Source organism: Pseudoalteromonas galatheae (genome assembly GCF_005886105.2).
Lineage (GTDB): Bacteria > Pseudomonadota > Gammaproteobacteria > Enterobacterales > Alteromonadaceae > Pseudoalteromonas > Pseudoalteromonas galatheae.
The window spans coordinates 37,779-51,009 of the sequence record NZ_PNCO02000003.1 but is presented as its reverse complement, the minus strand read 5'-3'; the positions used below and the strand labels follow the sequence as shown (position 1 = coordinate 51,009).

The 13,231-nt window shown below is 45.0% G+C and carries 8 protein-coding genes; all 8 read right to left on the bottom strand.

Going from position 1 to position 13,231, the window contains the following annotated elements:
* Nucleotides 1-128 (bottom strand): GTP-binding protein (locus tag CWC29_RS23495; protein ID WP_033023824.1); only part of this gene is annotated, 128 nt, incomplete at its 3' end.
* Nucleotides 129-185: 57 nt separating this feature from the next.
* Nucleotides 186-2,300 carry an elongation factor G gene (fusA, locus tag CWC29_RS23490; RefSeq protein WP_128725815.1) on the bottom strand — a complete coding sequence of 705 codons (2,115 nt, stop codon included), beginning with the start codon at nucleotides 2,298-2,300 and terminating at the stop codon, nucleotides 186-188.
* Between the two features lie 27 nt (nucleotides 2,301-2,327).
* Nucleotides 2,328-2,798, bottom strand: coding sequence for a 30S ribosomal protein S7 (rpsG, locus tag CWC29_RS23485; protein ID WP_099031881.1), 471 nt, complete (start codon nucleotides 2,796-2,798; stop codon nucleotides 2,328-2,330).
* A 101-nt stretch (nucleotides 2,799-2,899) separates the two neighbouring features.
* Nucleotides 2,900-3,274, bottom strand: a complete 375-nt coding sequence (gene rpsL / locus CWC29_RS23480; protein WP_010367657.1) for a 30S ribosomal protein S12 — start codon at nucleotides 3,272-3,274, stop codon at nucleotides 2,900-2,902.
* 351 nt (nucleotides 3,275-3,625) lie between these two features.
* A complete protein-coding gene (rpoC, locus tag CWC29_RS23475; RefSeq protein ID WP_128725816.1) occupies nucleotides 3,626-7,807 on the bottom strand; it encodes a DNA-directed RNA polymerase subunit beta' in 4,182 nt (1,393 codons plus the stop codon).
* A 109-nt stretch (nucleotides 7,808-7,916) separates the two neighbouring features.
* Nucleotides 7,917-11,942: a DNA-directed RNA polymerase subunit beta gene (rpoB, locus tag CWC29_RS23470; RefSeq protein ID WP_128725817.1), complete on the bottom strand. Its 4,026-nt coding sequence runs from the start codon at nucleotides 11,940-11,942 to the stop codon at nucleotides 7,917-7,919.
* 350 nt (nucleotides 11,943-12,292) lie between these two features.
* Nucleotides 12,293-12,655: a 50S ribosomal protein L7/L12 gene (rplL, locus tag CWC29_RS23465; protein WP_070982798.1), complete on the bottom strand. Its 363-nt coding sequence runs from the start codon at nucleotides 12,653-12,655 to the stop codon at nucleotides 12,293-12,295.
* Between the two features lie 71 nt (nucleotides 12,656-12,726).
* Complete coding sequence (gene rplJ / locus CWC29_RS23460) at nucleotides 12,727-13,221, bottom strand: 50S ribosomal protein L10 (protein WP_128725818.1); 495 nt, start codon at nucleotides 13,219-13,221, stop codon at nucleotides 12,727-12,729.
* Between the last annotated feature and the right edge of the window lie 10 nt (nucleotides 13,222-13,231).

Below are 13,231 nucleotides of genomic sequence, written 5' to 3'. Positions count from 1 at the left end.
TCACCACCGTATACTTTTGCAAGTACGTTAGTGATTGCTGCAGTTAGAGTTGTTTTACCGTGGTCAACGTGGCCGATTGTACCTACGTTTACGTGCGGTTTTACGCGTTCAAACTTTTCTTTTGCCATTTTCAAATTTCCTATAAAGAAATTAAAGTCCAGCCCTAAGACCGGACCGAACTAAAATTACTTAACAGCGCGAGCTGCAATTATTGCATCAGCTACGTTTTTAGCCGCTTCAGCATACTTTAGGAATTCCATAGAGTATGATGCGCGCCCTTGTGTAGCGGAGCGTAAGTCTGTTGCATAGCCAAACATTTCAGAAAGTGGGACCTGAGCATTAATTTGCTTCGAGCCACCAAATGCTTCTTCCATGCCTTCAATTATGCCACGACGACGATTTAAGTCGCCTACTACATCACCCATGTTTTCTTCAGGAGTGATTACTTCTACTTTCATGACAGGCTCAAGTAGAACAGGGCTTGCTTCTAGCGCGCCTTTTCTAAAGCCCATCGAACCTGCGATCTTAAACGCCATCTCGTTTGAGTCAACATCGTGGAATGAACCATCAAACAAGGTAGCTTTAACACCCAATAGCGGATAACCTGCAAGAACACCTTGCTTCATCTGCTCTTGAATACCTTTATCAACCGCTGGGATATATTCTTTTGGTACTGTGCCACCAACGATTTCGTTAACGAATTCGTATATTGGTGCATCATCATCAGAAACATCCATTGGTTCTAGCTTCAACCAAACGTGACCATATTGACCACGACCACCAGATTGACGCACAAACTTACCTTCAGCTTCAACAGAAGCTCGGATAGTTTCGCGGTATGCAACCTGAGGCTTACCAACGTTACACACAACGTTAAACTCACGCTTCATACGATCGACAATGATATCTAAGTGAAGCTCACCCATACCAGAGATAATCGTCTGACCTGATTCTTCGTCCGTTTCTACACGGAATGAAGGATCTTCTGCTGCAAGTTTACCAAGTGCAACGCCCATTTTTTCTTGGTCAGCTACTGTTTTAGGTTCTACTGCGACTGAGATTACAGGCTCAGGGAACTCCATACGTTCTAACGTAATTGGCGCTTCTTGAGCACAAAGTGTATCACCAGTAGTTACATCTTTTAGGCCGATAGCAGCCGCGATGTCACCCGCATGAACTTCTTTAATCTCTTCACGCGAGTTAGAGTGCATTTGAACAATACGTCCAAAACGCTCTTTTTTACCTTTAACAGGATTTAGTACCGAATCACCCTGGCTAACTTTACCAGAGTAAACTCGGAAGAAAGTAAGTGTGCCAACGAATGGATCAGTTGCGATCTTAAATGCAAGCGCCGCAAACGGTGCATTATCGTCAGCTTCACGCGTATCTTCGGTTTCGTCTTCTAAGACACCTTGGATAGCTTTTACTTCAGTAGGCGACGGCATGAATTCAATCACAGCGTCAAGCACAGCCTGAACACCTTTGTTCTTGAATGCACTACCTGTCGTCATAGGCACAATTTCATTGGCCAATGTGCGTTGGCGAAGGGCTGATTTAATCTCTTCTTCGCTCAACTCACCATCTTCAAGATATTTTTCCATTAGTTCTTCAGAAGCTTCTGCAGCACTCTCAATTAGATGAGAGCGCCATTCTTCAGCTAGCTCAAGAAGATCTGCTGGGACCTCTTCATAGGTGAAAGTCATCCCCTGGTCTTCTTCATTCCAGTTAATTGCTTTCATCTTAATAAGGTCAATAACACCTTTAAATTCATCTTCAGCACCAATTGGTAACTGAATAGGCACAGGTGTAGCACCGAGACGTTTTTTAACTTGTTCAACTACAGACAAGAAGTCAGCACCTGTACGATCCATCTTATTGACGAAAATCATACGCGGCACTTCGTATTTGTTAGCCTGACGCCAAACGGTCTCAGTTTGCGGTTGCACACCTGATGAAGCACATAACACAACAACAGCACCATCAAGTACGCGCAATGAACGCTCTACTTCGATAGTAAAATCTACGTGTCCTGGAGTATCGATGATGTTAACACGATGCTCATCAAACTGAGCATCCATCCCTTTCCAGAAACACGTTGTTGCAGCAGAAGTGATCGTGATACCACGCTCTTGCTCCTGCTCCATCCAGTCCATAGTTGCGGCGCCGTCGTGTACTTCACCAATCTTATGAGAAAGACCAGTATAAAAAAGTACGCGCTCGGTCGTAGTTGTTTTACCCGCATCTACGTGAGCACATATACCGATGTTACGGTAGCGCTCAATCGGAGTTGTCCGTGCCATAATATCCTCTTAAAAGGTGTTAGCAGATTACCAACGGTAGTGAGCGAATGCTTTGTTCGCTTCAGCCATACGGTGAACGTCTTCACGTTTCTTAACCGCAGTGCCTTTGTTTTCAGCAGCGTCGATCATCTCTTGAGCAAGACGAAGACCCATTGATTTCTCGCCACGCTTACGTGCAGCTTCAACCAACCAACGCATACCTAGTGCGTTACGACGCACTGGACGTACTTCAACTGGTACTTGGTACGTTGAACCACCAACACGGCGAGATTTAACCTCTACCTGTGGGCGAACGTTATCAAGTGCAGCTTCAAAGATTTCTAGGTGCGACTTGCCTGATTTTTCAGCAGCCACGTCTAGCGCACCATATACGATTTTTTCAGCAGTAGATTTCTTGCCGTCAAGCATTACTACGTTAACGAATTTAGCAAGAAGCTCTGATCCGAACTTCGGATCTGGAAGAATTTTACGTTGACCTATTACGCGTCTTCTAGGCATTTTCTTTCTCCGGTATCTTCAGGTCCGTGTTAAACACGGATTCCCAAAACAATATATAAAAATTTAAAACTTAAGTGCTTGGCCTTACTAACGGAGAACCATTAGCCCTTAGGACGTTTTGCACCGTACTTAGAACGAGCCTGTCTACGGTCGTTTACGCCTGCACAGTCAAGTGCACCACGAACAGTGTGGAAACGCACACCTGGTAAGTCTTTAACACGACCACCACGGATTAGGATTACACTGTGCTCTTGTAGGTTGTGACCTTCACCACCAATGTATGAAGTTACTTCGAAACCGTTAGTTAAACGTACACGCGCTACTTTACGTAATGCAGAGTTTGGTTTCTTAGGTGTTGTTGTATATACACGAGTACATACACCACGCTTTTGTGGACAAGCTTTAAGAGCAGCAGAGTTGCTCTTTGTAACCTTGCTACGACGTGGCTTACGCACTAGCTGGTTAATAGTTGCCATTAAATAGCTCCTGAATTAATAAATTACTACTGAAAAATAAAATCTTACCATTTAAGTCAAATCCAGTTTTCTTGAACGACTAAAATGGGTGGCCGAATTTTAATGACCAAAGTTTAACCTGTCAACCAAAAGTCGTCATCAGCATTAAGTAAATGCATACCAATCGGTTGGTTTTGTCTGCGAAACTGTTGAAAGTTAACAAAAGTTAGCAATCACATTGAAAAACCTTTGTTGCAGTATACACATCGATGTGACGCTTTGATGGCAAATCGGACTGCGGAGTTGAGAATGCATAAAAAAGCCGCTGTATTCACACAGCGGCTTTTCAATCAATAAGCTAAATGGTGGGGATTACTCGTTACCACCTAGTAAATCAGCATTCAGTGCATCTGTTAGCGCTTGAGTTGCCTCTTCAGCACTTACAGTTTGTTCTTCAACAGCTGCTTCACCTTGCTTGCGACGGTTGATACGCTCTTCATGGTATGCGAAACCTGTACCCGCTGGGATCAAACGACCCACGATTACGTTTTCTTTCAGACCACGTAGCTCATCGCTCTTACCGTTAACCGCAGCTTCGGTTAGAACACGTGTCGTTTCCTGGAACGATGCCGCAGAAATGAACGATTCAGTCGCAAGTGACGCTTTAGTAATACCCATTAGCTGAATTTCAAACTTAGCTGGGATCTTACCTTGCATTTCTAGCTCACGGTTAGCGATGTTTACACGTGCAACTTCAGCTTGCTCGCCTGCTAGGAATTCACTGTCACCACCATCAAGGATGATACACTTACGAAGCATCTGACGAACGATAGTTTCAATGTGCTTATCGTTAATCTTTACACCCTGTAGGCGGTATACTTCTTGTACCTCGTTAGTGATGTAGTTAGATACATCAGTAACACCACGTAGACGTAGGATATCGTGTGGTGATTCTGGACCATCGGCAATAACTTCACCTTTAGCCACTTGCTCACCTTCGAACACGTTAAGCTGACGCCATTTCGGGATCATTTCTTCGTACGCATCACCCTCGTCAGGTGTGATCACAAGACGCTTCTTACCTTTAGTCTCTTTACCGAAGCTAACAGTACCTGTGATTTCTGCAAGAATTGCAGGATCTTTTGGTTTACGCGCTTCGAATAAGTCTGCAACTCGAGGTAGACCACCCGTGATGTCACGAGTCTTCGAACCTTCTTGTGGGATACGAGCCAATACAGAACCTGGTAGTACTGTTGCACCATCTGTGATTTCAATCGTTGTGAATGAAGGTAGGCGGATCTCTTGAAGACCACGCTCTTCGTTCTCAATGATTAGTTTAGGCTCTTTTGCGTTTACTTTCGCAAGATCCTTAACAACCACACGTGTTAGACCAGTTAATTCATCAGTCTGTGCTTCAGTGTTTGAATCATCGATATCGCTGAACGATACTTTTGACTCATGTTCAATGATGATTGGGTGGCTATGCGGGTCCCAAGTAGCGACGATGTCGTTACCTTTAACATCAGCACCATCTTGTACAGTTAATACTGCACCATAAGGTACTTTATAACGCTCTTTCTCACGACCGTGCTCATCGATTATCGTGATCTCGGTTGAACGAGATGTGATAACGATTTTGCCATCAGCATTGATTACAAATTTCGCATTGTGAAGTTTCAGATTACCATTGTTCTTAACTTGAACACTGTTCTCTGCAGAAGCTCGTGATGCCGCACCACCGATGTGGAATGTACGCATCGTAAGCTGTGTACCCGGCTCACCGATTGACTGTGCCGCGATTACACCAACTGCTTCACCAGGATTGATGATATGGCCACGCGCCAAGTCACGACCGTAACAGTGTGCACACACACCAAAGTCATTTTGACAGGTGATTACAGAACGTACTTTAACTTCGTCTACTGAGTGTTCTTCTAAAAGATCACACAGTTTTTCGTCAATCATTACGTTACGTGCAACAAGTACTTCAGTAGTACCTGGCTTACATACATCTTCAGCAACAACACGACCTAGTACTCGCTCGCGAAGTGGTTCTACAACGTCACCACCTTCGATTAGCGGCTTCATTACTAGACCTTCTTCGGTACCACAGTCTGATTCGTTGATAACCAAATCTTGTGCTACGTCTACTAGACGACGAGTTAGGTAACCCGAGTTCGCTGTCTTAAGTGCCGTATCCGCTAGACCTTTACGCGCACCGTGCGTCGAGATAAAGTACTGTAGTACGTTTAGACCTTCACGGAAGTTTGCTGTAATTGGCGTTTCGATGATTGAACCATCTGGACGTGCCATTAGACCACGCATACCCGCTAGCTGACGGATCTGAGCAGCACTACCACGAGCGCCCGAGTCTGCCATCATAAACACTGAGTTAAATGACGGTTGCTCTTCTTCGTTGCCTTCAGCGTTGATAACCGTTTCTTTTGAAAGGTTAGCCATCATCTCGCGAGAAAGGTTTTCGTTTACACGTGACCAGATATCGATAACTTTGTTGTACTTCTCACCGGCAGTTACAAGACCTGATTGGAACTGTTGGTTGATTTCTGCAACTTCAGCTTCCGCACGATCGATGATCTCACCTTTAGTTGGTGGGATTACCATGTCATTGATACCGATAGAAACACCAGACTTCATCGCGTAGTGGAAACCGGTATACATCACTTGGTCAGCAAAGATAACTGTATCTTTAAGACCTAGACGACGGTAACACTCATTAAGAAGACCAGAAATTTGTTTCTTACCTAGTGGCTTATTGATCAGTTCAAACGGCAAGCCTTCAGGGATATTCAATGAAAGGATTGCACGACCTACTGTCGTATCTACTAGGTGAGTTAACGTGCCGCGCTCACGTGTTTCTTCGTCGATAGTCACTTCTGTGATACGCACTTTAACACGAGCGTGAAGCTCAGCAGCACCTACACGGTATGCTTTTTCAGCTTCTTTAGCATCTTTAAATACAGTGCCTTCACCTTTACCGTTGATGCGATCGCGAGTCATGTAGTAAAGACCTAGTACAACGTCCTGTGAAGGAACGATGATTGGTTCACCGTTAGCTGGTGCTAGGATGTTGTTAGTAGACATCATCAATGCACGCGCTTCCAACTGCGCTTCAAGCGTCAGTGGGACGTGAACCGCCATTTGGTCACCATCGAAGTCAGCGTTATACGCCGCACACACTAGTGGGTGTAGGTGAATCGCTTTACCTTCGATAAGTACAGGTTCGAACGCTTGGATACCTAGACGGTGAAGTGTTGGCGCACGGTTAAGTAAAACCGGGTGCTCACGGATAACTTCGTCTAGTACGTCCCAAACCTCTGGTACTTCACGCTCAACCATCTTCTTCGCAGCTTTGATGGTTGTCGCCATGCCACGGCGCTCTAGTTTACCGTAGATAAATGGTTTGAATAGCTCAAGCGCCATCTTCTTAGGTAGACCACACTGATGTAGTTTCAGCGTAGGACCTACGGTGATAACAGAACGGCCTGAGTAGTCAACACGCTTACCTAGAAGGTTTTGACGGAAACGACCTTGCTTACCTTTAATCATGTCTGCAAGCGACTTAAGTGGACGCTTGTTAGAACCCGTAATCGCACGGCCACGACGACCATTATCAAGTAGCGCATCAACCGCTTCTTGAAGCATACGTTTTTCGTTACGTACGATGATGTCTGGCGCAGCTAGGTCAAGAAGACGCTTCAAACGGTTGTTACGGTTGATCACTCGACGGTAAAGGTCGTTCAGATCTGAAGTCGCAAAACGACCGCCATCTAGTGGTACTAGAGGACGTAGATCTGGCGGAAGAACTGGTAGCACACTCATTACCATCCACTCAGGGTTGTTACCTGATTGGTGGAACGCTTCCATTAGTTTAAGACGCTTTGTGATTTTCTTACGCTTAGTTTCAGAGTTGATTGTTGGCAACTCTTCACGCATTTCAGCGATTAACTGACCAAGGTCTAGCTCGCGAAGTAGATCAAGTACAGCTTCTGCACCCATCTTCGCTTCAAACTCATCACCGTGCTCTTCAAGTGCATCTAGGTATTCTTCTTCACCTAGTAATTGACCACGCTCAAGCGTAGTCATACCTGGCTCAGTTACCACGAATGATTCGAAATAAAGTACGCGCTCAATGTCACGAAGCGTCATGTCTAGCATTAGGCCAATACGTGACGGAAGTGATTTCAAGAACCAAATATGCGCAACTGGGCTAGCCAGCTCGATGTGACCCATACGGTCACGACGTACTTTTGTTAGCGTTACTTCAACGCCACACTTTTCACAGATAACACCACGGTGCTTCAAGCGCTTGTATTTACCACACAAACACTCGTAATCTTTTACTGGGCCGAAGATACGGGCACAGAATAAGCCATCACGCTCAGGCTTGAAAGTACGGTAGTTGATTGTCTCAGGTTTCTTTACTTCACCGTAAGACCATGAACGCACCATGTCTGGCGAAGCAAGACCAATGCGAATTGCATCGAATTCTTCGGTCTTATTTTGTTGCTTCAGAAACTTAAGTAAGTCTTTCACCTTAGCTCTCCTGTCGGAGGTTAATCTCGAGGGCAAGCCACGCCTGCCCCTACATTCTTTTCAGTCCGGTTGCAGTTATGCAACGCCGCAGCGCACTGCGGCGGTCGGATTAAACTTCTTCCAACTCGATGTTGATACCTAGCGAGCGGATTTCTTTCAACAGTACGTTGAACGACTCAGGCATACCCGGTTCCATCTTGTGGTTACCGTCTACGATGTTCTTGTACATCTTAGTACGACCGTTTACGTCATCCGACTTCACTGTCAACATTTCTTGTAGCGTGTAGGCAGCACCGTATGCTTCAAGTGCCCATACCTCCATCTCACCGAAACGCTGACCACCGAACTGTGCCTTACCACCCAGCGGTTGCTGAGTAACTAGGCTGTAAGAACCTGTTGAACGCGCGTGCATCTTGTCATCAACAAGGTGGTTCAGTTTCAGCATGTACATGTAGCCTACCGTTACTTGACGCTCAAACGCATCACCAGTACGACCATCATATAACGTTACCTGACCACTTCTTGGATAACCACCAAGTTCTAGCATGTCTTTGATTTCAGCTTCACGTGCACCATCAAATGCTGGTGTTGCGATTGGTAGACCACCTTTAAGGTTTTCTGCCAAGCGACGGATTTCATCATCAGAGAAGTTAGCAATATCTACTTTCTGACGGCAGTCACCGATTTCGTAAGCTTTTCTGATGAATTCGCGTAGCTCGTGTATTTCACGTTGCTCTTTCATCATTTCTTCAAGACGTTCACCGATACCACGAGCAGCTAGACCCATGTGAGTTTCTAGGATCTGACCGATGTTCATACGAGATGGTACACCCAGCGGGTTAAGTACGATATCTACAGTACGGCCTTTGTCATCGTAAGGCATGTCTTCAACAGGAACGATAGTTGAGATTACACCCTTGTTACCGTGACGACCCGCCATCTTATCACCAGGTTGGATACGACGTTTAACAGCTAGGTATACTTTAACAATCTTAAGTACGCCAGGCGCTAAGTCATCACCTTGAGTGATCTTACGACGCTTGTTCTCGAAACGCTTGTCGTAGTCAGCTTTAAGCTCGTCATACTGCGCTGCTAGTTGCTCAAGCTCTGCTTGATGCTCTTCGTCAGCAAGGCTTTGTGTCAATAGCTTCTCAGTGTTAAAGCCTGCAAGTTGCTCTTCACTCATACCTGCTTTGATAAGTAGGTTACGAGCGTGAGTCAAGATACCGCCTTCAAGGATTCTGAACTCTTCGTTGAAGTCTTTCTTCGCTTCACGAAGCTGCATATCTTCAACTTCTAGCGCACGTTTGTCTTTTTCAACACCGTCACGCGTAAACACTTGTACGTCGATAACCGTACCAGATACAGAGTTCGGTACACGTAACGAGCTATCTTTAACGTCAGACGCTTTTTCACCAAAGATAGCACGTAGTAGCTTTTCTTCAGGAGTTAGTTGCGTTTCACCTTTAGGCGTCACTTTACCTACAAGGATGTCGCCGCCTTTCACTTCAGCACCAATGTATACAACGCCTGATTCATCAAGCTTACCTAGTGCAGACTCACCTACGTTTGGAATATCCGCAGTGATTTCTTCTGGACCAAGCTTAGTATCACGAGCAATACACTGAAGCTCTTGAATGTGGATAGTCGTTAGACGATCTTCTTTTACAACATTCTCTGAAAGTAGGATTGAATCCTCGAAGTTGTAACCATTCCAAGGCATGAACGCTACGCGTAGGTTCTGACCAAGTGCTAAGTCACCTAGGTCTGTTGAAGGACCATCAGCAAGCACGTCACCACGTACTACCGGCTCACCAACCATACAAGTTGGTTTCTGGTTGATACAAGTGTTTTGGTTTGAGCGTGTGTACTTAGTTAAGTTATAGATATCGATGCCCGCTTCACCTTGGATGCGCTCGTCTTCATTAACGTTAACAACAATACGGCTCGCATCAGCATACTTAACGATACCGCCACGCTTAGCAACGATTGTTACACCAGAGTCTTTCGCTAGTGTACGCTCAATACCAGTACCAACTAGCGGCTTATCAGCACGTAGTGTAGGTACAGCTTGACGTTGCATGTTCGATCCCATCAATGCGCGGTTCGCGTCATCGTGTTCTAGGAATGGAATAAGCGCTGCAGCCACAGAGATTACCTGCTGTGGAGATACGTCCATATACTGAATGCTGTCGCTTGGCATAAAGGTTGATTCACCTTTAAAGCGACATGGAATCAGTTCTTCAGCAAATTGGTTGTCATCAGTTAGCGTTGTATTCGCCTGTGCGATAACGAACTGACCTTCTTCAATTGCTGAAAGGTAATCAACATCGTCTGTAACGATTCCGTCTACTACTTTGCGGTATGGAGTCTCTAGGAAACCATAGTCGTTTGTACGCGCGTAAGTAGATAGCGAGTTGATTAGACCGATGTTTGGACCTTCAGGCGTTTCGATAGGACAAACACGACCGTAGTGCGTTACGTGTACGTCACGTACTTCGAAACCAGCACGTTCACGAGTTAGACCACCCGGACCTAATGCAGAAATACGACGTTTATGCGTCACTTCTGAAAGCGGGTTGTTCTGGTCCATAAATTGTGAAAGCTGTGAAGAACCAAAGAATTCTTTTACTGCTGCAGAAATCGGCTTAGCGTTGATCAAATCCTGTGGCATAACGTTATCTAGGTCACCAAGACTTAGACGCTCACGTACTGCACGCTCAACACGTACAAGACCTACACGGAATTGGTTTTCAGCCATTTCACCTACTGAACGGATACGACGGTTACCTAAGTGGTCGATATCGTCCACATCACCTTTACCGTTACGGATGTCGATCAATACCTTCATCACGCTAACGATATCTTCTTTAGATAACGTACCCTCACCTTCGTCTGAATCATAACCAACACGGCTATTAAACTTCATACGACCTACTGTTGATAGATCATAGCGCTCTTCAGAGAAGAATAGGTTGTCGAATAACGCTTCTGCAGCTTCTTTTGTTGGTGGCTCACCCGGGCGCATCATGCGATAGATTTCCACCAATGCTTCTAGGCGATTATTAGTAGAGTCAACACGTAATGTCTCTGACATGTACGCACCACTGTCTACTTCGTTGATGTAAAGCGTATCGATCTTTGAGTGACCCGCCTTCACCAATTCAGCCATAAGCTCTAGTGATAACTCGGCATTCGCTTCTGCGATCACTTCGCCTGTCGATTCGTCGATGTAGTTTTTAGCAACAACACGGCCGATGATGTACTCATGTGGTACCTCAAGAGTATCTATACCTTGCTTTTCGATGCTCTTAATATGGCGTGCGGTAATACGACGGCCTTTTTCAACCAAGACGTCACCGTTTGCATCTTTAATATCAAATGCAGCAGTTTCACCACGTAGGCGTGAAGGCACAAGTTCCATCAACACTTTGCCATCTTTTACTTCGAAACTTGTTGTTTCAAAGAATAGTGCCAAGATTTCGTCTGAAGTGAATTCTAGTGCACGTAAGATGATAGATGCTGGTAGTTTACGGCGACGGTCAATACGAACGTAAAGGTTATCTTTAACGTCGAATTCAAAGTCAAGCCATGAGCCACGGTAAGGGATCACACGAGCGTTATATAACACTTTACCAGATGAGTGTGATTTACCACGGTCGTTATCAAAGAATACACCAGGTGAACGGTGTAGCTGAGAAACGATAACACGCTCAGTACCATTGATAACAAAAGTACCGGTGTCTGTCATGAGCGGGATTTCGCCCATGTAAACTTCTTGCTCTTTTATGTCTTTGACTGTGCCAGGTGCATCTTTGTCCATTAGCACAAGACGTAGTTTAACGCGAAGTGGAGCAGAATATGTCACACCGCGAATTTGACATTCTTTAACGTCAAATACTGGCTCGCCAATACGATAACTGACGTATTGAAGTTCAGAGTTGCCCGAGTAGCTCTTGATAGGGAATACAGAACGGAATGCAGCTTCCAGTCCAGTATCGCCATCGGCATCAGGCGCAATGAACTTATCGAACGATTCCAACTGCATTTGCAGTAGGAAAGGTATGTCCAAAACCTGTGGACGTTTACCAAAATCCTTACGGATACGTTTCTTTTCAGAATAAGAGTAAGCCATGGGGTTCCTCAGCTTGCTGATCTTTGACCCAACCTGTCCAAAATTGAACAGACTTCACTGGCATCTAAGCCATGATAACAACATCTAAATTGTCACACTAATTTACTCAACTAACGGCTTAAAGGAGCACAATTCAGGCTCTATTCAAATCGTTAATGTTACCAAATCAGTGTTACTTCAAATGCCATTGCGATTTTCAACAAAAACTTCTAAGTTATTGAAAATTACAGTGAAATTCGAAGATTTATGCACGATAGAAATGTATATCTCTATAGCGCAAAAGGGCCGGTGATTAAATAATCACCAGCCCTTGCCTGATTTCTCAGGCAGCGAACCTAGCGGGAGCTAGATTACTTGATCTCAACTTCAGCACCAGCTTCTTCAAGATCTTTCTTAAGCGCTTCAGCTTCTTCCTTAGATACACCTTCTTTGATAGGTGCAGGAGCAGACTCAACTAGCGCTTTAGCTTCTTTAAGGCCTAGACCTGTTGCGCCACGTACCGCTTTGATTGCAGCAACTTTGTTACCGCCAGCAGCAGCTAGGATTACGTCGAACTCAGTCTTTTCTTCAGCAGCTTCAGCAGGACCAGCAGCAACAACAGCAGCAGCTGCAGTTACACCGAACTTCTCTTCCATAGCTTCAACTAGTTCAACAACTTCCATTACTGACATTTCAGCAATAGCGTCAAGGATTTGGTCTTTAGTTACAGACATTTCAAATTTCCTAATTATTTACGAACCCATGCGGTTCAAAAAATTTATTAAAGAAAGGAGCGTTGCTTAGATTAAGCAGCTTGCTCAGCTTTCTGTACACGTACCGCTTCAATTGTTTTACACAATTTGCCAGCAGACGCTTCTTTCATAGCGCTCATTAAGCGTGCAACAGCTTCGTCGTAAGTAGGTAGCTTAGCAAGCATATCTACATCAACGATTTTGCCTTCGAATGCAGCAGTTTTAAGCTCAAATGCTTCGTTCTTTTTCGCGAAATCTGCAAAGATACGCGCAGCAGCACCAGGGTGCTCTGAAGAGAAAGCGATAAGGCTTGGGCCAACTAGTGATTCGTTAAGGCATTCGTAATCAGTGCCTTCAACAGCACGTTTAGCTAGGGTGTTACGAACAACTTTCATCCATACACCAGCTTCACGAGCTTCTTTACGAAGAGCAGTGATTGCACCTACTGTTACACCACGAGAATCAGCAACAACTGCTGAAAGAGCACCTTTGGCAGCTTCGTTGACTTCAGCAACAATTGCTTTTTTGTCTTGAAGATTTAAAGCCATGGGTGTTACT

Excerpts from the sequence above, each read along its gene's own strand:
- fusA (WP_128725815.1), bottom strand. The coding sequence starts at position 2,300 with ATGGCACGGACAACTCCGATTGAGCGCTACCGTAACATCGGTATATGT.
- rpsG (WP_099031881.1), bottom strand. The coding sequence starts at position 2,798 with ATGCCTAGAAGACGCGTAATAGGTCAACGTAAAATTCTTCCAGATCCG.
- rpsL (WP_010367657.1), bottom strand. The coding sequence starts at position 3,274 with ATGGCAACTATTAACCAGCTAGTGCGTAAGCCACGTCGTAGCAAGGTT.
- rpoB (WP_128725817.1), bottom strand. The coding sequence starts at position 11,942 with ATGGCTTACTCTTATTCTGAAAAGAAACGTATCCGTAAGGATTTTGGT.
- rplL (WP_070982798.1), bottom strand. The coding sequence starts at position 12,655 with ATGTCTGTAACTAAAGACCAAATCCTTGACGCTATTGCTGAAATGTCA.
- rplJ (WP_128725818.1), bottom strand. The coding sequence starts at position 13,221 with ATGGCTTTAAATCTTCAAGACAAAAAAGCAATTGTTGCTGAAGTCAAC.